Genomic DNA, 21,573 nt, shown 5'->3' on the forward strand with positions numbered 1-21,573 from the left:
CCATGGCGTGCCAACGGATCGCTCTGGGCTTACCCCGACTATCCTCACCGACGACCCTAACCGCATGGAGGCGCCATGAGGTCCCTGTCGAGTACCCAGTTCGCGCTGTTCGGTGCCGCGCTGATCGCCATCAGTTACGGGCTCGCGCGCTTCGCGTTCGGTCTTTTCGTGCCCCAGATCCGCACCGCGCTGGATCTCTCGCCCTATGTCATCGGTATCATCGGCGCGCTGCCGCTGATCAGCTTTCTGTTCGCCACGGCGATCGCGCCACTCGCCACCGATTATCTGGGTGCCCGCTACGCGGCGGCACTGTCCGGCGCCTTCGGCGTCGGTGGCCTGGGGCTGATCAGCCAGGCCCCCAACGCCTGGCTGCTCGGCGCCGGGGTGGTCGCGTGCGGCATCTGCACCGGCCTGATGATGCCGGCGCTCACGGCGGCCATGCAGGCGCTGGTGAAACGCTCGATGCATGGCCGGGTCAGTTCGGTGATGAACGCGGGGACCAGTATCGGCGTGATCGTCGCCGTGCCCACGGTGCTGTTCCTGGCCGATGCCTGGCGCATCGCCTATCTGTCGTTCGCCGTGCTGGCCGTTCTCGGCGTGATCGGCGCCTGGTTCATCCTGCCCTCGGTCGCGCGGATTGTGCCGGCCAATGCCGCGCCGCCGGCCCCGCTCCGCGAACTGCCCTGGTCGCGTCTGTGCCGGCTGACCCTGTTTGCCTTCGTGATGGGCTTCGTCTCCGCCGCCTACTGGATTTTCGCTCCCGATCTGGTGGTCAACCTCGGCAAGTTATCGCCCGCGACCACCGGGTGGCTCTGGCTGGCGGTGGGCGTCGCCGGCCTCGGCGGTGCCGTGGTCGCCGACCTGGCCGATCGCAACAACCCGCCCATCACCCAGGCCCTGATGCTGATGATGCTGGCCGCGAGCCTGGCCTTGCTCGCGGCGAGCCCGAGCCAGCCGCTACTGGCGACGTTTTCCGCGCTGGTCTTCGGCCTGGCCTACATGAGTCTGACGGGTCTCTACCTGATGACCGGCATCCGCTTGTTGCCGGGGCGGCTGTCGGCGGGTCCCGTGCTGCCCTTCATGGCCGTGTCGCTCGGGCAGGCGACCGGTTCTCCAGCCGTTGGCGGGCTGGTGGATGCCTTCGGCTATGCCAATGCCTTTGCCATGTTCGCCGCGCTCGGCATTCTGGTGGCCATTCTGTCGCCCTTCTATCCAGGCGCCATCGCCCAGAGCGACGATGAGGAAGCCGAAGAGGAGGCCAAGGAGGAGACCGGTCTGCAGGCAGCCTACGATCATCAGCTCCAGAACGACGAGGGCGAACCGCTGGAGGACCCCGCCGAGGAGGAAGAGGCGGAAGCGCCAGCGGCGCGCTCATAGGCCAGCGGGGCCCGGCCATGGCCCCTGCCGAGCGAGCGGTTCAACGCACCGAGGGACGAACGCATACCCCGCTCAAGTCCTTGATCACTCACGCGTGAACTGAGGCACTCCTGAGATAGGCGCAGCACATTCTCAGGACCTCATCGCGCAGGTGGTCGATCTCGGACGGTGCCAGATGGCGCTCGAAGGCGTTGCGAACCGTGCCGAAGATGACGGTGACCAGCGTCAGGTTGACGCTCTGCACATCCGTGAAAGCGGCATCACTCGCGCTGGCGAGCATGGCGGTCGTCGCCGCATCGACCCGAGCGGCGAAGGCTTCGATCAAGGCTTCGTTGTCGAGTTCGACCGCCGTCCTGTAGAGAACCCGTGTCACGTCGGCCCGCTCGGTTTTGGCACGCCAGTAGGTATCGATCAGGGCACCGACCATCGTTTCCAGGCATTGCCCCCGCTGCTCGCTGCAGAGCGTCTCGATCCGTGCCGCCAACCGCTCGAGGTAGCGCTCGTTGAGCCCGTAGAGCAGCGCCTGTTTATGCGGGAAGTACTGATACATCGTCCCGACCGAAACACCGGCACGCTCGGCCACCCGCGTCGTGGTCAAGCGGTGCGCCCCGTCGGTCAGCAAAAGCTGAATGGTCGCTTCGAAAATCGCCTCGATGGTGGCCCTGGAACGTGCCTGAAGTGGCTTCCTGCGGGGGCTCAGATGCGGCGGGGTTTGGGCGGACAAACGCGAATTCTCAAGCTGAAGGATCCTTCATATCCTACTGGGGAACTCACCACACGCAAGGCAACCTCATGATCGGCAGCAACAAACGCATCGCGCTGGTGACCGGCGCGAACAAGGGGATTGGCCTGGAGATCGCTCGCGGGCTCGCTCAGGCGGGGGTGTTCGTCATCATCGGTGTTCGCGATGCTGGCCGGGCCACAGCCGCGGTCGCTGAACTCTCCGCCACCGGATTGGCGGTGCAATCCGTGGCCTTGGACCTTACCGACCACGACACCATTCAGGCTGCGGCCGAGGTGATCGAGGCCGAGTACGGCCGGCTCGACATCCTGGTCAACAATGCCGGGATCGTCGATGCGCAGGACGGGCCGCCGACCACGGCTGCCCCGGAAGCAGCGCGACGCATCATGGAGACCAACTTCATCGGCACCTTGGCGGTCACCCAGGCGATGCTCCCGCTGCTGCGCCAATCGGCGGCGGGCCGCATCGTCAACGTGTCCACCGCCTTGGGCTCGCTCGCCGTCAACGGCGATCCCTCTTCACCCTACTACGACGCCCGGTTCATCGGTTACAACGCCTCCAAGGCCGCGATGAACATGCTGACGGTACAGCTGGCCGAGGAACTGCGCGGGACCCCGATTGCGATCAATTCGGTGTGCCCGGGCTACGTGAAGACCGACCTGACGGGCCACACCGGTTATATGACACCGGAGGAAGGGGCGAGGCTGCCCATCGAATATGCCTTGCTGGAACAGACCGCCGTGAGCGGTCGATTCGTCGAGCCTGGCGCGTCGACGCCATGGTGAGGTCGTAGTGAGGTCGTGGCGAGGTCGTGGCGAGGTCGTGGCGAGGTCGTGGGAGGTCGTGGCGAGGTCGTCAGGGCAACGCGGACGCCACGCTTCACCGTCATCCACGCCGACGCCGGCAGGACGTCGCTGGGGCGGCTAGCACGGCTCGCCGCCGAGCGAGCGGCTCACGCCGGTGGATGGGGCGCCACGCAGAGATAGGCCAGTATGACCTCCACGGCGTGCGTGCGGCGTTCGGCCAGCCAGTCCGGCGCGCCCAGATCCTGGTCGAAGATGATCGACAGGGTATCGCGCTGATTGATGTGAATGATCGAGAGCGAAAGGATCGAGATATAGAGCTGAGTCGGGTCGACCGCCTGGCGAAACACGCCCGCCGACTCTCCCCGCGCCAGGGTATCCCGAATCATGCCGACCAGCGGCACGGTCTGCTGGGCGACCTTGCCGGATTTTCGCAGCATGCGCCCGCCCAGCAGGTTCTCGTTGCGCACGAGACTGGTAAATTCGGAATGCTCGGCCATGTGGTCGAACGTGAACTTGACCAGCTCACGCATTCCCGCCACCGGCTCGAGATCGCCGAGATTGAGCGCCTGCTCCTTGGCACGCAGCTCATCGTAGACCCGCTCGAGAACGGCCAGATAGAGGCCTTCCTTGTCGCCGAAATAGTGATACGCCATGCGCACGTTACACCCGGCGCCGCGCACGATACGGTCCATACGCGCGCCGTCGTAACCGCGCTCACAAAACTCCTGCGTCGCCGCCTGAAGCAGCGATTCACGGGTTTTCCGGGCGTCACGACGCTTGGGCTGTGACCCGCGAAGCGCCGGTTTGTCGGCGATAGCCTCGCTTGCTGTCATATCAACATCCTGTGTCTTCACTGCCACACTCCCGGCCTAAAGCCCCAGTGCCCTGCCATCGCTGCGCGGATCGTGGGCAGCACGGGCGCTCCCGTCCGGGGCAATCGCCACTGCCCCCGGATGCCCCGCGAGCGGGCTCTGCGCCGGTAGCCTGCTCACCTGGTGGCCGCGACGCGATAATTCCGCGATAACGGCCTCACCCGCATCTTCCTCCAGCCTCAGCGTGTCGCGACCATCGGAAAAAGTACGTCCCAGCAGAAAGCGCGGCGCCCCCAACGCACTCAGGGGGTCCATCGCGTAATCTATCAGCCGGGTCAGCACGGCAGCGAGTGTCTGGGGTTGCCCGTCCGCCCCCTGGGTACCGTACAGCAGGCGCGGCTTGCCATCGACGCGATACATGCCCGGGTTGAGGGTATGGAAGGGGCGTTTACCGGGGGCCAGGGCGTTGGGGTGCTCGGGATCGAGACTGAAAGCCGCCCCGCGGTTGTGCCAGAGAATGCCGGTATCGCCGATACTGACCCCGCTTCCCCAGTCGTAGTAGATCGTCTGCAACATCGAAACGGCGTTACCGTCGCGGTCCGATGCCGCAAGATACACCGTGTCGCCCTCCTGATAAGGCAGCGGCCACGTCAGGGCCTCCTGCGGGCGGATCGCGGCGGCTTCGGCGTCGAGATGCGCCGGTGACAGCAGCCGTTCGACGGGCACCACGGCGAAGTCGGGATCGGCCAAGTAGCGGTTGCGGTCCAGAAAGGCGCGCTTAACCGCCTCAACCATCAGATGATAGTAGTCGGCACTGCCTTCTTCGACGGTAGAAAGGTCGAAGCGCTCAAGGATGCCCATGATCTCGAGCGTCGTCATGCCTTGGGTCGGGGGGCGGTGGGCCAGTAGTTCACCGCCACGATACGGCACCGACAGCGGGGCTTCGACCCGCGCCCGCGTCGCGGCCAGATCCGCGGCGGTCAGCGGCGACCCGGCCTCCGCCAACCCGGCGGCAATCTCCGCCGCCAGCTGCCCTTCATAGAAGTCGCGATATCCTCGCGTCGCGATCGCTTCGAGCGTCGAGGCCAGCTGCGGCTGACGCAAGGTTTCGCCGGCATTCGGTACCCGGCCACCGGGCATGAAGTGGCGCCTGACACCCGGCAACTCAGCCATCTCATCTCGCCTGAAGTCGAGCCAGAAGCGCTGCGAGGAAGAGAGGGGAAACCCCTCTCTCGCCAGCGCTATCGCGGGCTCGAGCAGGGCCTGCCAACTCATGTTCCCTCCGCAGCGCTGGCGGGAAATCTCTTGTGCCTGCCCCCAGGTGTCGACCGTCGCGGCCGTGGTCAGCAGGGAACCGGGGCCTCTGGCTGGCAAGGCATTCGGCAACGCCAACCGGGCTTGAGGCGCCTGGCCGATGCCCGAGAGCGCCTGTACCCCGCCCTTGGCGTCGGCGATAAGCATGAAGGCATCGCCGCCCAGCCCGGTAAAATGAGGGTACGTGACCGAGAGACAAGCCCCCATGGCGATCGCGGCCTCGACAGCGTTGCCCCCCTTGCGGAGCACGGCCAGCCCCGCCTGGTTCGCCGCCGTGTGGGGGCTGGTCACCACGCCCTCATGGGAGTGCGCCAGCGCCGATGACGCGAGACGTTCGGAAATTGCCACCGTTTCTCCTCGTGCGGACTGTTCAGCCGCCGTAAACCATATTGGGTAGCCACATGCTGATCGCCGGCACATAGGTCAGCAGCAGCAGTGCGATCAGCGCGATACCGATGAAAGGCAGCGTGCCCCGAACCGTCTGCACGTAATCGACGCCTGGGAGGGTTCCCGCCACAAACAGGTTGAGGCCAAAGGGGGGCGTGAACATGCCGATGGCGCCGTTGACCGTCAGCACGGCACCGAGATGTACCGGATCAATGCCAACCCGCGTACCGACCGAGTAGAACAGGGGGGCGAGGATCACCATGATGGAGGACGCATCCAGGAACATGCCGGCAATCAGCACCGAGACATTGATCAGCAGGAAGATGTGATAGGGATTCTCGGAAAGCGAAAGGATGACGTTGGCCAGTTTCATCGCCAGCCCGTTGCTGGTCAGGAACCAGGCCAGCACCGAGGCCGCGGCGAGGATGATCATGACTTGCGCGGTCGTCATGGCCGCGCCGACCACGCTGCGGAAAAGCTCGGCCAGGCTCTTCTCGCGATAGACCAGCACCGACACCAACAGCGCGTAGATCACGGAGACCGCAGCGGCTTCGGTGGGCGTGAAGATCCCCAGATAGATGCCACCCAGAACGACCGCAGGCACCCCCAGCCCCCAGGCCGCCTCTTTCAGGCCAATCAGGACTTCACGCCAGCTGGGTGGCGTCATGGGCGTGACGCCATCCTTCTTCGCGCGATACCAGCAGTACGGCAGCAGGCAAGCGGCATAGAGCACTCCCGCCCCCACGCCGGCCATGAACAGCGCCCCCACGGAAACCCCGGTCACGGCGGCATATACGATCATCACCACCGACGGCGGAATGATGATGCCCAACGACCCCGAAGAGACCAGCACCCCGATGGAGAACGGCCCGGAGTAGCCCTCCTTCCGCATGGCAGGGTATAGCAGCGACCCAACCGCCACGACCGTCGCCGGGCTCGAGCCGGAGATGGCGCCGAAGAACATGCTCGACGAAACGGCGGTCATGCCCATCCCACCGGTGAAACGGCCCACCAGTAGATTGGCGAAGCGGATGATGCGCTGCGACAGTCCACCGGCACTCATCAAACTGCCGGTAAGGATGAAAAACGGAATGGCCATCAGCGGGAACTTGTCCAGCCCCGCAAACAGGCGCTCGATGACGATAGCCAGCGGAATGTGGCTGAAACTCCCCATGGCAACCGCCACGGAGCCGGCCAGGGCAATGAAAATGGGCGCCCCCACCAGCATCAGGGCGGCCAGCAGAACAAGAAAGGTGACGATCATGACGCTAGCCCACCTGGCCGAGTTGTGCAGACGACTGTTCTCGACCGAGCAGCGTCCGGAAGAAATGCTGCGCGAAGCGAATGCCCATCAGCAGCCCGCCCACGGGGATCGCCAGCTGGATCACCCACATGGGTGCCTGCAACGCCGAGCTCAGCTGACCGAATCGATGCGTCTGCTCGGTCAACTGCACCCCGTAGACCACCAGAAAAAGGCAGAACCCCACCGAAATGCCATGAACCAGTAGCTCGATAACCTTGGCGATGGTCGGCGGCGTGAAACGACGCAGAATATCCACACCAATATGAATCCCCTGACGCGCCGCCACACTGGCACCCAACATCACCATCCACACGATCTGGTAGCGCACGAGTTCTTCTGCCCACGAGAACCCATCATTGAAGACATAACGGGCGATCACATTGGCAAAAAGCACTAGGGAAGCCGACAGAATCAGCAGGCCGACCAACCCCTCCTCGGCGCGAGATATCAGTAAATCGAGTTTACGCATGGCGCTATCCATCCAAAAAGGAGAAGAGAAGTCATCGGCAGCCGGTTCATGGACGTGTCATTCCGCCTCGGCAATCGCCTGCTGAAACTCCTGCATGAGATCCGCGCCAATCTCATCGGCAAAGGCCTCATGCACCGGCGCGGTCGCTTCGCGGAAAGCTTCCCGTTGATCGTCGCTCAGGGTGCTGACATGCGTGCCGCTCTCTTCGATCGTAGCGACGTAGTCCGCTTCCCGACGGGCCGTTTCTTCGCGTTCGAAGTCAGTGGTTTCCTGGGCCACTTCCGTCAATAACGCCTGATCTTCTTCACTCAAGCTATCGAACCATCGCTGACTGAACAGGAAGGCGTACCCCAGGTAAGCATGGTTGCTAATCACCATGTCGGACTGCACTTCGTAGAAGCGCATTTTCGCGATCGATACCAGCGGGTTTTCCTGGCAATCGACGACACCCTGCTGCAAGGCGTTGTAGGTTTCCCCAAAAGCGATCGGCACAGGATTGGCATCCATGGCCTCGAACTGCTCCATGATGATAGGACTCTGCATCACACGAACTTTGCGACCCGCGAAGTCTTCCGGACCATTGATCGACTGATTGCAGGTGAACTGCTTGAACCCGCTTTCCCAGAACGTCACGCCCCGCAGCCCGACCTGATCCACGGTTTCCAAAAGATCCTGGCCTGGCTGGCCATCCAGAATGGTGTGTGCGACCTCAGGGGATGGAAAGAGAAAGGGAAGATCGATGATCTGCATGGCCGGCACGAACCCCGACAGCTTTGCCGTGGGAATGATGGCGGCTTCCACGGCACCCATCTGCATCTGCTGGGTGACCTGTACATCGTCGCCCAGCGTGTTGTTGGGGAAGATCTCGACGGTAATCTCACCGTTGCTTCGCTCTGCTACGGTGTCTCTGAAACGCTCGGCCGCGAGATGCTGCGCACTGTCTTCCGGCAGATCATGGTGGAACTTGAGGTGCACATCGGCACTGGCCAGGGTGGCTGGCATCAGTGCAGCCAAGGCAACGCTACCGAGGAGAGTTTTCAGACCTGCAGGGTTGATCGGCTTTTTCATGGTGTCACTCTTGTTTTTGAGTTAGCCCCGGCCTCGCCTGGCCGCAGCATAGATAAGTAAATAGTTACTTAATTGCTGAAGCAAGATACGTGCCAGCCATGAGAGCCCGAAATGGCGCGGCTTGATGAGGTCTAATCGGTCTTGGGTCGCACCCTATTGGTGCGCTTATGCACCGTGATGGGACTTTTCGCACAGACCGATACCATTAGCAGCGTGGTCCGATGCTACGAGCGGTTCCGTTGCAGATCTGGCTAGAGACAAAGATGATAAAAATTCTCATTATTGACTGAAACTTATTCTCAATGGATACTCCCCAAGCCCGCTCATAAAAAACATGCGGGCATATCAGAAGGGATCATTCACTCTTGGGGATCATCACAATGATCGGTCGCGACCGCACGATCGTTCGCGGAGCCCAGCCATGGTGGTATCAGACCACCACGGCGATGCTCTGCGGTTCGGCACTTTTCACCTTTCCCGCGCTCGGATATGCGCAGCAGACCACAGACGACAACGGGGACTATCGGCTTTCGCCTGTTCTGGTCAACGCGCAGGCGATTGGCGATGACAACGCCGATACGATTCTGGCACGTGAACTGTGGGTCGGCGGCAAGGTAGCGACCAGTATCCAGGATACCCCCGCGTCTGTTTCGGTCATCACTCAGAAAGAGATCGAACAGCGCAACGCCCAGACCACCGAGGAAGTACTGCAGTATACGCCCGGCGTCGTATCGGGCTATTACGCCACGGATGACCGCAACGACTATTTCCAGATTCGCGGCTTTCAGGCAACGACCTACCGCGATGGCATGACGCTAGGCTCCATGCGCGGTGTTCGTGAAGAGCCCTATGCCTACGAACGTATCGAGGTCCTGCGGGGCGCCAACTCGACGCTGTTCGGTCCAGCCGACCCCGGTGGTTCGGTCAACTTCGTGAGTAAACGACCGCGATTTGAATCCTTCGGGGAAGGGTTCATCTCCTACGGCTCCTTCGATCGTCAGGAAGCGGGGCTGGACGTCGGCGACACACTGAATGACAGCGGCACCGTGGCCTATCGACTGACCGGGAAAGTGAAGGATAGCGACCTCGAGTACGACCACTCCGACAATGATGATGAGTTCATCATGGGCGGTTTGACCTGGGAGCCGACCGACTTCACTTCCGCGACGGTCATTTTCGATTACCTGAACCGTGACGGCACCGTGAACAGCGGCGGCTATCCGTTCGACCGTGAGTACGACCGCGACGAGTTCTACGGCGAGCCGGACTACAACTTCCACGATGTCGAAAGAACCAACTTGACCGGTCAGCTCACCCACGATTTCGACAACGGCCTGACGTTCCGAGGCAACCTCCGCTATAGCGACCTGACGGACGACTACGGTTACGTCTATCTGAACAGCGAGAGTCGTGTCGGCAGCACGGTGGATCGCGGTTATCTCGGCTCGGATACGGATGCCGAGGAGCTGATCGGCAACGCTATCCTGCAGTACGACGCCAGTTTCGACGATATCGACAGCAGCACGTTGGCCGGCGTCGAGTTCCGCGATGGCGAGTCCACGGGGACTTCCGTCTATGCTGCCGGTACGCCGATCGATATCGATAACCCGGTTTTCAGCGGCGCACCGGCCACGCTGACGCCCTACCTTCACGACAAGCAGGAGTACGATACACGCGCCGTGTTCCTGCAGCAGAACTTCTCGTTCTACGACAAGTTCGTTGTCACCGCCGGCGTGCGCAACGACGATCTCGACCTTTCCAGCACCGACTATATTGCCGGCACTCGGGAGTCTGACGATTTTTCGGAGACGTCCTGGCGTGGTGCTCTGACCTACATCATCAATCCGGAAGTCTCCACCTATGTCAGCTACGTGGAGTCCGTTTCTCCCCCCGAAGTCGGGGTGACGCCGGAACGCGGCGAGCAATACGAACTGGGGGTGAAATACGCACCGCTATGGACCGACGCGCTCTTCTCCGCGGCCGTCTACGATCTCAGCCAGGATGACATCGCGATTCCTGTGGTTCAGGGGGATGGGAGCATCGATCAACAAACTGTCGGCAAGTCCCGAGCTCGGGGGCTAGATCTCGAGGTGAAGGCAGAGCTAACAGATAACCTGAGCATCATCGGCGGCTACTCCTATCTGGATACAGAAGTCGAAAAGGGCTCACTTGAGCTAAATGGCACTGCTACCTCGATCAAAGGTAACGACCTCGATACCGCGCCGACACATACGGCCATGCTGTGGGGCTATTACACCCTTCCCGATCTGCCCATGAGTTTCGGCCTCGGCGCGCGCTACACCAGCTCCTACTACTTCGACGCGGCCAATTCCGCCAAAAGCGAAGACGCTACCGTTTTCGATGCCGCCTTCAACTTCGAACTCGCCCGCAATACCGACATCAGCCTCAACGTCAGCAACGTGTTCGACGAGCAGCACGTGGTCGGCTCGGGCACTGCCGACTACTACAACCAGGGTCGAGAAGCGATCGCCAAGCTCCGCTACCACTGGTAACGCCGGCGCGGCATCTCGAAGCCCCGCGGGATGGCGACAGCCGTTCCGCGGGTTGGTTGCCATGGCACATCCCCCACCTTATCGGCTCCTCCCTTTACCGATTTTCTTCTTCACCGCTCAGCGCCGGACTCGGCAGCAGCGAGCGATTGGCCTCGACGACCTCCTTCAGGACCTCGATAAACCGCTCGGCGGCGGGAGATATCTCGCGGCGACGCGACGTCAGCACGCCGATATCGCGATAGAGACGTTCGCGGATCGGAATCAGGCAGACGTCGTCGCGGCGAAACATCATCTTCAGCGACGAGGGCAGCGCGCTGACGCCGATATCGTTGGCGACCATGCCGAGAATGGTCGACTGATAGGTGGCGACCTGTACCGGGGCCATGGGCTTGCCGGCGATCTCGAATCCCTGCTCGGTGAGTCGGCGCATGCTGGTGCGTGTCTTCATGGCGATGAAAGGCCACTCGACGATCTGGCGCCAGCTCACCTCCGACGCGTTCGCCAGCGGATGACGCGGTGAGCAGACGAAATAGAGGTAGTCCTTGTAGATCGGATGAAAATCCACCTCGTCGACGGCGGTCGGCGCGACGCTGACGCCGAAGTCGACGTCGCCGGCCATCACCTGCTGGTAGATCGGCTCGTCACTCTCCTCGAGGTACTCCAGCCCGATATCAGGGTAGCGTGACTGGAATTCGGCCATGGCGGCGGGGATCAGGCTGCCGCCAACCGTGAGCAGCGCAGCGAAGCTGAGTCGGCCCCGCTGGCCGCTGGCGAGCGCGCGCATGTCCTGCATGCCGCGCTCGAGCCGAGCCAGTACGCGCTCGGCAACCGGCAAAAATTCCTGCCCGGCAGCCGAGAGTCGTACCCGACGGGTCGTGCGCTCGAACAGCTTCACCCCGAGGATATCCTCGAGCTGACGCACCAGATGACTCAGCGAGGGCTGGGAAAGATGAAGCTTTTCAGCCGCTTCGGTAAAGCTGCCAAGATCGGCGACGGCGATGAGCGCTTCGAGCTGACGAGCCGTGACGTTATTCATCGGGATCTCCAATCAATCCATTCTTCATTCAAATTTATCCGATTAATCCCGCCACGTATTCTGTGTTGACTCCAACAATCCCTTTTTCGCTCTCAGGGGCACGACACATGCTGAAGCAAGTCATCGATCTGCACGAAATTCTCGACAGCCCGAGCGCCTCCGGCGAACGCGTCAAGGCGTACCTGGTGGCCTGCGGCGCGGCGCCGGAAACAGTCAAGGTCACGCGCGTCACCTCCGAGAAAGGCGCATCCGACTTCCTGCATGTGACGATCGCCGGTACCCACGGCAAGCAGGCCGGCGGCGACGCCCCGACGCTCGGCGTGATCGGCCGCCTCGGCGGAATTGGCGCGCGCCCGGAGATCATCGGCTACGTCTCCGACGGCGATGGCGCCCTGGCGGCGTCCGCCGCGGCGGCCAAGCTGATCGGCATGGCGGCGAACGGCGACCGCCTGGCGGGCGACGTGATCGTGACCACGCATATCTGCGCCGATGCCCCGACTCGCGAGCACTACCCGGTGCCGTTCATGGACTCGCCGATCAGCTTCGAGGATACCTGGGAGCACGAGATCGATCCGGCCATGGATGCCATCGTCTCCATCGACACCACCAAGGGCAACCGCATCATCAACGTGCGGGGTCTGGCGATGTCGCCGACGGTCAAGCAGGGCTACATCCTGCGCACCAGCGAAGGGCTGATGGATGTGATGTCGCGCGTCACCGGTCGCCTGCCGGAAGTGTTCGCGCTGACCCAGCAGGACATCACGCCCTACGGCAACGGTCTGCACCATCTCAACAGCATCCTGCAGCCGGCGGTCGCCACCTCGGCGCCGGTCGTCGGTGTCGCCCTGGCCGCGGAAACGGCGGTCGCCGGCTGCGCCACAGGCGCCAGCCACGAGGTCGATATCGAACAGGCCGCACGCTTCGCGGTCGAGGTCGCCAAGGACTTCACCGCTGGCATCTGCCAGTTCTTCGATACCGAGGAGTACGCGCTGCTGGTCGAGCTCTACGGCGAGCAGACCCGCTTTCAGCAGGGCGGCGCGCGAGGATGAATACGGCCGCCGCCCATGCCCGCCTCGGCATCGTCACCATCGGCCAGGCGCCACGCAGCGACCTGCATGACGATCTGGCCTCGCTGCTGGCTCCGGGAATCGAGATCGTCGAGCGCGGCGCGCTGGATGCGCTGACGCTCGAGGAGATCGAGCAGCGCTACCCGGTCGGCGAGCAGCCGCAGGTCCTGGTCTCGCGCATGCGCGACGGCCGTCAGGTGACCATCGCCGAACCCGACCTGGAGCCGTTGCTGGACGCGACCATTCGCGCCATGGCGGATGGCGATCAGGTCGATGCCATCGTCGTGCTGTGCACCGGCGAGCTGCCCGACTACCGTGACCTGGGCGTCCCGGTACTGTCGCCGAAGCGGCTGGTGCGCCATGGCATCCAAGCACTGTTCCCGGAGGGCCGGCTGCTGGTGATGAGCCCGGAGGCACGCCAGATGGCGAATACGCAGGCGCGCTGGGAAGGTGCCGGATTTCGCGTCGCGACACTCAGCGCCTCGCCCTATGGCGACGTCGCCGACCTGGAACGCGCCGCTCGCGAGGCGGCGACGCTCAAGGTTGACGGTCAGTCTGGCGATCTGCTCTATCTGGACTGCATGGGCTATACGCTGGCCCAGCGTACGCGCATCGCCGAACTGTCGGGCCAGCGCACCCTGACGCCGCGCCAGCTCGTCTTCAACGCCGCCAACCTGCTGCTGGGGCAGTGACGCCGCGCATCCAACACAACAATCGCGCCACGCGATAACGGGGACAACAACGACATGAGCCACAATATCGACAATGTCACTTCGCCGCCGGCCGGAAGCGAAGGCGGGTCGGCGCCCCGCCGCCATCCGCGCTACTTCTCGCCAGGACAGATGGTAGTCAATGTCATCGTCTGCGTACTCGGCGCCATCATCGGCCTCGAGCTGATCACTCGCGTCGGGATCACGCCCAACACGTCGATCATCGGCGCGCTGATCGCCATCCTGCTCTCCTATATTCCGCTGCGTCTGTTCCGCAGTTACCGCTCGCTCGAGCGCCAGACCCTGGTGCAGACGACCATTTCCGGCGCCACCTTCTCGGCCGCCAACGGCCTGTTGCTGCCGCTGGCGATTCCGTTCCTGATGGGCGAGCCGGACATGCTGATCCCGATGCTCGTGGGGGCCGCGCTGGCGGTGATCACCGATGCTTCGATCCTCTACTTCTCGTTCGACAGCAAGATCTTCTCCGCTCGCTCGGCCTGGCCGCCGGGCCTGGCGACGGCGGAAGCGCTCAAAGCCGCCGCCAACAAAGGCCGCAACGCGCTGATTCTGCTGGTCGGCATGGTTGGCGGCGTGGTCGGCAAGTCGTTCGGCATTCCCGCCGACATGTTCGGCATCGCCTGGATCGCCAATGTCTTCGCCATGTGTGCGCTGGGCCTCGGCCTGATTCTGCGCGGCTACTCGGAACAGCTGTTCGGTTTCGACATCGCCACCGCCTACATTCCGCACGGCATCATGATCGGTGCCGGCCTGGTGGCGCTGGTCCAGATTCTCCTGCTGATGCGTCGCGACCGCCGCCAGAAGGAAGACGACGGCGAATCGACCCAGCGCCCGACGCGCTCTGCCCTGCAGATGCGCAAGGCGATGTTCTCGGGCTTCGGTGTCTACCTGATCATCGCGCTGATTCTGGCACTCGGCACCGGCGTCTATACCGGCATGTCGATGGGCATGCTGATCGGCTGGCTGGTCTTCGCGGCGCTGGCGGCCATGGCCTCCGAGCTGATCGTGGGTATCGCGGCGATGCACTCCGGCTGGTTCCCGTCCTTCGCCACCGCGTTGATCTTCCTGGTTATCGGCATGCTGCTCGGCTTCCCGCCGACCGCGCTCGGTGTGCTGGTCGCCTTTACCGTCGCCACCGGCCCAGCCTTCGCCGACATGGCCTATGACCTCAAAGCCGGCTGGACCATTCGTGGCGAAGGCGAAGACGAAGCCTACGAAATGGACGGCCGTCGCCAGCAGTACTTCGCGGAACTGTTCAGCTTCGGGGTGGCGATCGTGATCGTCGCGTTCGCCTTCCAGGCCTACTTCGCCGCCGACCTGGTGCCGCCGGTCGCGCGCGTCTACGTCGCCACCATCGACGCCGGCGCCAGCCTGGAAGTCGCCAAGCAACTGTTGATCTGGGGCATCGTCGGCGCCCTGATCCAGGCCATCGGCGGCATCTCGCGCCAGATCGGCGTGCTGCTGGCCACCGGCCTGCTGATCACCTCGCCGATTGCCGGCATCGTGATCTATATCGCGTTGCTGATCCGCTGGCTGGTGGTGAAGCGCTTCGGCACCGCAGGCGGTCAGAAGCTCTACGTGCTCGGTGCCGGCTTCATTACCGGGTCGGCACTCTACAGCTTCTTCTCCTCGACCCTGAAGCTGGGCTCGAAATAAGCTGGGATCGCATGATCCCTCGACCATGACCGAGAGGGCGCCGACCGGGCGCCCTCTCGGTTTCCGACCCGCTCGCGTCGCTGCCCCCGTTACCTCATCCGCGCAACCCAGCGCCCGTCTGTGGAGAGTCCCATGTCACGTCTTCTTCTTCTCAGCAGTTCCCGCGCCGGCACCACCGGCTATCTCGACCACGCCCAGCCCCTGATCGCCGACTTCCTCGGCGCCAACCCGACGCCGGTCAAGCGCGTGCTGTTTATCCCCTACGCCGGTGCCGGCAAGACGTTCGACGCCTATCTCGAGCAGGTGCGGCCAGCATTCGCCGCCATCGGGCTCGCGGTCGAAGGCATTCACCAGGCTGCCGATCCCCGCGCGGCGGTGCGCGAGGCCGAAGCCATCGCCGTTGGCGGCGGCAATACCTTCGCCCTGGTCAAGCGACTCTATGACGCCGACGTGCTGGATGCGATCCGCGAGCGTGTGGCCGCCGGTGTGCCCTATCTTGGCTGGAGCGCCGGCTCGAACATCGCCGGCCCGACGCTGTGCACCACCAACGACATGCCGATCGTCGAGCCGCCGAGCTTCACCACGCTCGGGCTGGTGCCGTTCCAGATCAACCCGCACTTCCTATCAGGCAAGCCCGCCGGCCACAACGGCGAGAGCCGCGAGGAGCGGCTGGCGGAGTATCTGGCACTCAATCCGGGCGCACTGGTGGTGGCGCTACGCGAAGGCACGGCGCTGCGCCGCGAAGGCGATGCCCTCACGCTGGTCGGCGAACTCGACGGCGTGACCTTCACCACGGCGGGCGAGCAGCCGATCGCGACCGGCAGCCGGCTGGATGCGCTACTGGCGACAGGAACGCCCGCATGAAGCGCATCGGGATTCTGCGCGTGGTGACCAGCGGGGATCGCTCCTTTCTCGAACACCATCAGCGCCTGATCCAGGCCCATCTCGCGGACACCGCCCCTGGGCTGACATTCGAAACCCGCTGCCTGCCCGATCAGCCCAACGGCATCCACAATGCCGCCACGCTGGCCCATGCGTTGCCGCAGATCGAGGCTATCGCGCGCGACTGGGCCCCGGCGCTCGACGGTTTGATCGTCAGCTGTGCCGCCGACCCCGGGCTCAAGAAGCTGAGGGCGACGCTGTCGATCCCGGTCGTCGGTGCTGGCGAGGCGTGCTGCGAGGTCGCGCGTCGCCATGGCGAGCGTGTCGGCGCCATCGGCATCGAAGCCGATGCACCGCCGGTCTTCCATGCCCGGCTCGGCGACCGGCTGATGCGCTATCGCCAACCCGACGGTGTCGCCTGCACGCACGACATCCATACCGATGCGGGCAAGCTGGCCATCATCGCCGCGGTCCGGGCGCTGGAGGCCGAGGGTGCCAATGTCATCGCGCTCGCCTGCACCGGCATGGCCACGACCGATGTCGCCGCCCTGGTCACGCCCTATATCGACCTGCCGGTGATCAACCCGGTGCTGGCCGCGGGCGACGTGATGGCACGTCGGCTCACCTCGAGTTAAGCCTCCTGTTCATTAAGCCTCCTGTTCAGGCCGACGCGGCCTGAACGGGCGCATCGGCATCTACCGCCGTACGGATCCGCGCTTCACTCTCGGGGTCGAACGCCACCATGCGCGAGACATCGAAAGCGAAGCGGGTGTCCTCTCCCGGCTGCGGCGGTGAACCGGGGCGCATACGCGCGTTGACGCTGATGCCGCCGAGGCGGGTCACCACGTAGAGATCGGCGCCGGTCGGCTCCACCAGCTCGACCTCGAGATCGGCCTCGAAGATCTCGCCTCCGTCACGGTTGGCGCTGGTCGGGTCGGTAATCGCCTCCGGGCGCAGCCCGAGCATCACCTGACGGTTACACCAGCCCTCGAGCGCCTCGCGGTCGCGCACGATGGGCAGCGCGAGCGTGGTCTCGCCGGCCTCGACGAGCGCTACCAGCTTCCCGTCCCTGTCGGCAATCCGCGCCGGCACCAGATTCATCGACGGCGACCCCATGAACCCCGCCACGAACAGGTTGTTGGGGTCATCATAGACCGCCTGCGGCGTGCCCAGCTGCTGCAGCTCTCCGCCGCGCATCACCGCGATGCGGGTCGCCAGCGTCATCGCCTCGATCTGGTCGTGGGTCACGTAGACGATGGTGGTGCCCAGGCGCTGGTGGAGCTGCTTGATCTCGGTGCGCATGTCGACCCGCAGCTTGGCGTCGAGATTCGACAGCGGCTCGTCGAACAGGAATAGCTGCGGATCGCGTACCAGCGCGCGCCCCATGGCAACCCGCTGGCGCTGCCCCCCGGAGAGCTGCCCCGGCTTGCGCGACAACAGATTCTCGATCTGCAACAGCTCGGCGACGCGCTGGATCGCCGCGCGCCGCTCCGCCTTCGGCACCTTGCGCATCTCCAGACCGAAACCGATGTTGCCCGCCACGCTCATGCTCGGGTAGAGCGCATAGGACTGAAACACCATGGCGATGTCGCGCCGCGAGGGGTGCAGCTCGTTGATCCGGCGGCCGTCGAGACGCAGCTCGCCCTCGCTGATCGTGTCGAGTCCGGCGATCATGTTCAGCAGGGTCGACTTGCCGCAGCCGGAGGGGCCGACCAGCACCAGGAAGTCGCCCTTGTCGATCTCGATGTCGATCCCCTTGAGCACGTGGGTCTCGCCGAAATGCTTGTGAACGTCATCAATGTGCAGAAAGCTCATGGATTCTCAGCCCTTGACGGATCCCGACATCAGACCCCGTAGAAAGTATTTCCCCGCCAGGATGTAGACGATCAGCGTCGGCACCGCCGCGACCATCGCCGCCGCCATGTTGACGTTGTAGGCCTTCACGCCGGTGGAGCTGTTGACCAGGTTGTTGAGCGCCACGGTGATCGGCGCGCTGTCGCCGGAGGCAAACGACACGCCGAACAGGAAGTCGTTCCAGACGTTGGTGAACTGCCAGATCACCGTGACCACGATGATCGGCACGGACGCCGGCAGCAGGATGCGGAAGAAGATCCGGAAGAAGCCGGCACCGTCGAGCTGCGCGGCGCGCACCAGCTCATCGGGGAAACTGGCGTAGAAATTGCGGAAAAACAGCGTGGTGAAGCCGATTCCATAGACGATATGCACCAGCACCAGCCCGCTCGTGCTGTTGGCCAGATGCAGGATGCCGAGCACCCGCGCCATCGGCAGCAGGATGATCTGAAACGGGATGAAGCAGCTGAACAGGATCAGACCGAAGACAATCTTGTGGCCGCGAAAACGCCACTTGGTCAGCACGTAGCCGTTGAACGCGCCCAGCAGACCGGAAATCAGCACTGCCGGCACCACGATCTGGATGCTGTTGAAGAAGTAGCCCTTCACCCCGCTGCACTCCAGCCCGATGCAGGCGCTGCCCCACGCCTCGCGCCAGGGTGCGGCCGTCCACTCGCGAGGCAGGGCCAGCATGTTGCCCTGCTGGATCTCGGCCAGCGTCTTGAACGAGGTGGTCAGCATCACGTAGAGCGGTAGCAGATAGAGCACCGCGAAGAACAGCAGAATGGCGTAGAGCAGCATGCGGGCAGGCGTGAACCGCCGGGCGGCTGGCGTCGCGGCACTCATGAGCGTGGCTCCCGCAGTTCGGAATAGAGATAGGGAATGATCAGCGCCGCGATCACCGCGAGCATGAAGACCGCGCTGGCCGCGGCGATGCCCATCTCGTTGCGCGAGAAGGCGTAGGAGTACATGAAGGTCGCCGGCACGGCGGTGGCATTGCCCGGCCCACCGCCCGTCATGGCGACGATCAGGTCGAAGCTCTTGATCGCCAGATGCGCGAGCACCACCACGGCGCTCAGGAATACCGGGCGCAGCTGGGGAATGATGATCCGCAGGTAGATCTTCCACGCCGGCGCGCCATCGATCTGCGCGGCCTTGATCATCTCGCCGTCGATGCCCCGGAGTCCGGCCAGGAACATCGCCATGATGAAGCCGGTGGCCTGCCACACCGCGGCGATCACCACGGTGTAGATCGCCATGTTCGAATCGATCAGCCAATTGAAGCTGAAGCTCTCCCAACCCAGCGCCTGGACCGTCTTCTCCAGCCCCAGCCCGGGGTTGAGAAACCACTGCCAGGCGGTACCGGTGACGATGAACGACAGCGCCATCGGATAGAGATAGACGGTGCGTAGCGCGCCCTCGGCGCGGATGCGCTGATCCAGCAGAATCGCCAGCAGTAGCCCCAGTAGCGTACAGCTGACGATGTAGAGCAGCCCGAACACCCAGATATTGTGCAGCGCGATGCCCCAGGTCCAGGAGCCCCACAGGCGCGACCACTGGCGCAGGCCGGCCCAGGTATATTCAGGCAGCATGCCGGAGTTGCTGAACGAGATGTAACTGGTCCAGGCGATGAAGCCGTAGACGAAAAACAGGATCAGCACGCAGGAGGGCGACAGCACCAGCTTGGGCAGCCAGCGCTGCAGTCGCTCCCGCGCGCCCTTGCCGGGTGGCGCAGCGGTATCGGACATCGTGACCTCGGTGCAGGGGGTCGATAAGCAGAGCGTCGAGACATAGCCGTCGATTCAGGCGCCGGGCTCCGCCCGATGGCGGGGCCCGGCACCAGGAGCGCGCCCCAGGGTCAGGAGGTCGCGCCGCGGATGGCCATCGCCAACTGCTCGGCCGCGACATCACTCGGCATGTCGCTGTTGACGAACGAGGCGACAATATCGAACACGGCATTCTTGACCGAGGCCGGCGCGGCGTAGCCATGGGCGAGACTGCCCATCAGCGTGTCGTGTTCGGCGGCCGACTGCACCTGGGCGTAGCCGCGCTGGGCGCAGGCATCGAGCGGGCCGGCATCGAGATCCGTGCGCGCCGGTACCGAGCCCTTGATCTGGCTGAAGGCGATCTGGAAATCGGGCGAGCCGATGATGCGGGCCATGGTGTGCTGCATCTGCTGCTGCTGCGCGTTTCCGGTGTCGAACATGATCATCAGATCGCTGTTGAACGTCACCGCGTCCTGCGTGCCTGGCGTGCGGAAGCACATGAAGTCCTCGTCGGCCTGCAGTCCGGCGTTGATGAATTCGCCCTTCGCCCAGTCACCCATGATCTGGTAGAGCGCATCGCCGTTGATCACCATCGCCGTCGCCAGGTTCCAGTCACGTCCGGGTGAGTTGTCATCCTTGAACGCGAGCAGCTCACGGAAGTTGTCGAAGGTCTCGATCATGGTGTCGGAATCGAGCGCCTCGGGGTCGAGGTCGATCAGCGAGCTCCGGTAGAAATCGGCACCACCGGTGGCGAGCACGACGTTCTCGAATACCGTCGTGTCCTGCCATGACTGGCCGCCGTAGGCGAGCCCGGTGTAGCCCGCCTCCTGCGCCGTCTCGAGCGAGGCGATGAAGGCGTCCCAGCTCTCCGGCTGCTCGATGCCGAGCTCATCCATTATCGCCTTGTTCGCCCACACCCAGTTGGTCGAGTGCACCTCGAACGGGGCCGAGATCCAGTGGCCGTCATACTTGGCGAACGCCTGAATGGCCGCGGGAAAGACGTCGTCCCACCCTTCCGACTGCGCCACCTCGTCGAGATTGGCAAGGGCATCCCGTTCCGCCCAGTCTCGCGCGTCGTACCCCAGCACCTGAGCCGCCGTCGGCGGATTGCCGGAGGTGATCCGCGAGCGCAGCACGGCCATGGCATTGGTGCCGGCACCACCGGCGACCGGCATGTTGCGCCAGCCGATGTTCTCTTCGGCGAGCCCATCCTTCAGCGCCCCCAGCGCCTTGGCCTCGCCGCCGGAGGTCCACCAGTTGAGGACCTCGACCTCGCCGCCGTCCTGCGCGTGAGCGCCGACGGCCACACCGAGCGCCAGCGGAAGCACCGCGTAACGCAGCCATTCAAGAGGGGTTCTTGTCATCTTGGCGTACATTCCCGTGATCCTTTTGCGGTTCTACCTGCAGGTTGGTGGTGCTACCTGAAGGTTTGTGGTTGAGCCTGGATGTCGATGGGCGGGGGCTGTTGCCGGTCGGCGGTGTTCGGTTCCCCACGGCGTTCGGGATTCGCATCGATTGATGGCCGGCCGCATGTCTTGCCAGACAACTGCGTCGAGATGAGAACCCAGACAGACGCGCCGCCATACCCTGCCAACAGCTCCAACGTTGGCGAACTATCACGCAGCGATTTATTTCCAACAATACAACGAAAGATTAACGCAACAACGGTTTTTGAATAATCGACAAGACAGGATCACGACACGGCCAAAACCTTGAATGACATTAGCGTTTGAATCCCTTGTTTTATTTATGATTTGCCGCAGCGGGAAAAAATTTCCTCGCCGTCACCAGATCAC

19 protein-coding genes are annotated in these 21,573 nt (G+C 63.7%); 8 read left to right on the top strand and 11 right to left on the bottom strand.

Annotated features, from left to right (window positions below):
• Positions 1–75: 75 nt before the first annotated feature.
• Complete coding sequence (locus MC381_RS00315; RefSeq protein WP_251975725.1) at positions 76–1,377, top strand: MFS transporter; 1,302 nt, start codon at positions 76–78, stop codon at positions 1,375–1,377.
• An 88-nt stretch (positions 1,378–1,465) separates the two neighbouring features.
• Here MC381_RS00315 and MC381_RS00320 read toward each other — a convergent pair whose 3' ends face one another.
• A complete protein-coding gene (locus MC381_RS00320) occupies positions 1,466–2,101 on the bottom strand; it encodes a TetR/AcrR family transcriptional regulator (RefSeq protein ID WP_251975726.1) in 636 nt (211 codons plus the stop codon).
• A 68-nt stretch (positions 2,102–2,169) separates the two neighbouring features.
• Between MC381_RS00320 and MC381_RS00325 the strand changes: the two genes are divergently transcribed.
• On the top strand, positions 2,170–2,904 hold the full coding sequence (locus MC381_RS00325; RefSeq protein ID WP_251975727.1) for an SDR family oxidoreductase: 735 nt from the start codon (positions 2,170–2,172) through the stop codon (positions 2,902–2,904).
• A 167-nt stretch (positions 2,905–3,071) separates the two neighbouring features.
• Here the strand turns inward: MC381_RS00325 and MC381_RS00330 are convergent, their stop codons facing one another.
• From MC381_RS00330 to MC381_RS00350, 5 genes are read right to left on the bottom strand one after another with little or no spacing between them, the layout of a single operon-like run.
• Entirely contained in the window at positions 3,072–3,758 is a 687-nt protein-coding gene (locus MC381_RS00330) for a TetR/AcrR family transcriptional regulator (RefSeq protein ID WP_251975728.1), read from the bottom strand.
• Positions 3,759–3,794: 36 nt separating this feature from the next.
• The gene (gene ggt, locus MC381_RS00335; protein WP_251975729.1) at positions 3,795–5,399 is read right to left on the bottom strand and encodes a gamma-glutamyltransferase; all 1,605 of its coding nucleotides are present in this window, start codon (positions 5,397–5,399) and stop codon (positions 3,795–3,797) included.
• 22 nt (positions 5,400–5,421) lie between these two features.
• Positions 5,422–6,702 carry a TRAP transporter large permease gene (locus tag MC381_RS00340; protein ID WP_251975730.1) on the bottom strand — a complete coding sequence of 427 codons (1,281 nt, stop codon included), beginning with the start codon at positions 6,700–6,702 and terminating at the stop codon, positions 5,422–5,424.
• 4 nt (positions 6,703–6,706) lie between these two features.
• Complete coding sequence (locus MC381_RS00345) at positions 6,707–7,210, bottom strand: TRAP transporter small permease (RefSeq protein WP_251975731.1); 504 nt, start codon at positions 7,208–7,210, stop codon at positions 6,707–6,709.
• Between the two features lie 57 nt (positions 7,211–7,267).
• Positions 7,268–8,278 carry a TRAP transporter substrate-binding protein gene (locus MC381_RS00350; RefSeq protein WP_251975732.1) on the bottom strand — a complete coding sequence of 337 codons (1,011 nt, stop codon included), beginning with the start codon at positions 8,276–8,278 and terminating at the stop codon, positions 7,268–7,270.
• Between the two features lie 380 nt (positions 8,279–8,658).
• Between MC381_RS00350 and MC381_RS00355 the strand changes: the two genes are divergently transcribed.
• A complete protein-coding gene (locus tag MC381_RS00355; protein ID WP_251975733.1) occupies positions 8,659–10,791 on the top strand; it encodes a TonB-dependent siderophore receptor in 2,133 nt (710 codons plus the stop codon).
• A 94-nt stretch (positions 10,792–10,885) separates the two neighbouring features.
• Here MC381_RS00355 and MC381_RS00360 read toward each other — a convergent pair whose 3' ends face one another.
• Positions 10,886–11,827, bottom strand: a complete 942-nt coding sequence (locus MC381_RS00360; protein WP_251975734.1) for a LysR family transcriptional regulator — start codon at positions 11,825–11,827, stop codon at positions 10,886–10,888.
• Between the two features lie 107 nt (positions 11,828–11,934).
• On the opposite strand from MC381_RS00360, the gene MC381_RS00365 reads away from it, so the two are divergent.
• The 5 genes from MC381_RS00365 to MC381_RS00385 all read left to right on the top strand — a co-directional run bounded on the left by MC381_RS00365 (position 11,935) and on the right by MC381_RS00385 (position 16,795).
• Positions 11,935–12,876 carry a DUF1177 domain-containing protein gene (locus MC381_RS00365; RefSeq protein ID WP_251975735.1) on the top strand — a complete coding sequence of 314 codons (942 nt, stop codon included), beginning with the start codon at positions 11,935–11,937 and terminating at the stop codon, positions 12,874–12,876.
• Positions 12,873–13,586 carry an AroM family protein gene (locus tag MC381_RS00370; protein WP_251975736.1) on the top strand — a complete coding sequence of 238 codons (714 nt, stop codon included), beginning with the start codon at positions 12,873–12,875 and terminating at the stop codon, positions 13,584–13,586. The genes MC381_RS00365 and MC381_RS00370 overlap by 4 nt, the downstream gene beginning before the upstream one ends.
• Before the next feature lie 54 nt (positions 13,587–13,640).
• Positions 13,641–15,278, top strand: a complete 1,638-nt coding sequence (locus MC381_RS00375) for an OPT/YSL family transporter (RefSeq protein ID WP_251975737.1) — start codon at positions 13,641–13,643, stop codon at positions 15,276–15,278.
• Positions 15,279–15,410: 132 nt separating this feature from the next.
• Positions 15,411–16,142: a dipeptidase PepE gene (gene pepE, locus MC381_RS00380; protein ID WP_251975738.1), complete on the top strand. Its 732-nt coding sequence runs from the start codon at positions 15,411–15,413 to the stop codon at positions 16,140–16,142.
• Complete coding sequence (locus tag MC381_RS00385; RefSeq protein WP_251975739.1) at positions 16,139–16,795, top strand: aspartate/glutamate racemase family protein; 657 nt, start codon at positions 16,139–16,141, stop codon at positions 16,793–16,795. The genes pepE and MC381_RS00385 overlap by 4 nt, the downstream gene beginning before the upstream one ends.
• Before the next feature lie 25 nt (positions 16,796–16,820).
• On the opposite strand, the gene MC381_RS00390 is transcribed toward MC381_RS00385, so the two are convergent.
• From MC381_RS00390 to MC381_RS00405, 4 genes are all read right to left on the bottom strand, one after another.
• Positions 16,821–17,975, bottom strand: coding sequence for an ABC transporter ATP-binding protein (locus MC381_RS00390; RefSeq protein ID WP_251975740.1), 1,155 nt, complete (start codon positions 17,973–17,975; stop codon positions 16,821–16,823).
• A 6-nt stretch (positions 17,976–17,981) separates the two neighbouring features.
• Entirely contained in the window at positions 17,982–18,857 is an 876-nt protein-coding gene (locus MC381_RS00395; protein ID WP_251975741.1) for a carbohydrate ABC transporter permease, read from the bottom strand.
• Positions 18,854–19,759 carry a carbohydrate ABC transporter permease gene (locus MC381_RS00400; RefSeq protein ID WP_251975742.1) on the bottom strand — a complete coding sequence of 302 codons (906 nt, stop codon included), beginning with the start codon at positions 19,757–19,759 and terminating at the stop codon, positions 18,854–18,856. The genes MC381_RS00395 and MC381_RS00400 overlap by 4 nt, the downstream gene beginning before the upstream one ends.
• Positions 19,760–19,869: 110 nt before the next feature.
• Entirely contained in the window at positions 19,870–21,141 is a 1,272-nt protein-coding gene (locus MC381_RS00405) for an ABC transporter substrate-binding protein (protein ID WP_251975743.1), read from the bottom strand.
• Between the last annotated feature and the right edge of the window lie 432 nt (positions 21,142–21,573).

Origin of the sequence: Salinicola avicenniae, assembly GCF_023736115.1 — a bacterium.
Classification (GTDB): domain Bacteria; phylum Pseudomonadota; class Gammaproteobacteria; order Pseudomonadales; family Halomonadaceae; genus Salinicola; species Salinicola avicenniae.

Bases quoted from the DNA above. Each gene is read 5' to 3' on its own strand.
- MC381_RS00405 (WP_251975743.1), bottom strand. From the start codon at position 21,141: ATGACAAGAACCCCTCTTGAATGGCTGCGTTACGCGGTGCTTCCGCTG.
- MC381_RS00340 (WP_251975730.1), bottom strand. From the start codon at position 6,702: ATGATCGTCACCTTTCTTGTTCTGCTGGCCGCCCTGATGCTGGTGGGG.
- MC381_RS00400 (WP_251975742.1), bottom strand. From the start codon at position 19,759: ATGTCCGATACCGCTGCGCCACCCGGCAAGGGCGCGCGGGAGCGACTG.
- MC381_RS00395 (WP_251975741.1), bottom strand. From the start codon at position 18,857: ATGAGTGCCGCGACGCCAGCCGCCCGGCGGTTCACGCCTGCCCGCATG.
- MC381_RS00355 (WP_251975733.1), top strand. From the start codon at position 8,659: ATGATCGGTCGCGACCGCACGATCGTTCGCGGAGCCCAGCCATGGTGG.
- MC381_RS00345 (WP_251975731.1), bottom strand. From the start codon at position 7,210: ATGCGTAAACTCGATTTACTGATATCTCGCGCCGAGGAGGGGTTGGTC.
- MC381_RS00350 (WP_251975732.1), bottom strand. From the start codon at position 8,278: ATGAAAAAGCCGATCAACCCTGCAGGTCTGAAAACTCTCCTCGGTAGC.
- MC381_RS00325 (WP_251975727.1), top strand. From the start codon at position 2,170: ATGATCGGCAGCAACAAACGCATCGCGCTGGTGACCGGCGCGAACAAG.
- MC381_RS00385 (WP_251975739.1), top strand. From the start codon at position 16,139: ATGAAGCGCATCGGGATTCTGCGCGTGGTGACCAGCGGGGATCGCTCC.
- MC381_RS00375 (WP_251975737.1), top strand. From the start codon at position 13,641: ATGAGCCACAATATCGACAATGTCACTTCGCCGCCGGCCGGAAGCGAA.
- MC381_RS00315 (WP_251975725.1), top strand. From the start codon at position 76: ATGAGGTCCCTGTCGAGTACCCAGTTCGCGCTGTTCGGTGCCGCGCTG.
- pepE (WP_251975738.1), top strand. From the start codon at position 15,411: ATGTCACGTCTTCTTCTTCTCAGCAGTTCCCGCGCCGGCACCACCGGC.
- MC381_RS00360 (WP_251975734.1), bottom strand. From the start codon at position 11,827: ATGAATAACGTCACGGCTCGTCAGCTCGAAGCGCTCATCGCCGTCGCC.
- MC381_RS00370 (WP_251975736.1), top strand. From the start codon at position 12,873: ATGAATACGGCCGCCGCCCATGCCCGCCTCGGCATCGTCACCATCGGC.
- MC381_RS00390 (WP_251975740.1), bottom strand. From the start codon at position 17,975: ATGAGCTTTCTGCACATTGATGACGTTCACAAGCATTTCGGCGAGACC.
- MC381_RS00330 (WP_251975728.1), bottom strand. From the start codon at position 3,758: ATGACAGCAAGCGAGGCTATCGCCGACAAACCGGCGCTTCGCGGGTCA.
- MC381_RS00365 (WP_251975735.1), top strand. From the start codon at position 11,935: ATGCTGAAGCAAGTCATCGATCTGCACGAAATTCTCGACAGCCCGAGC.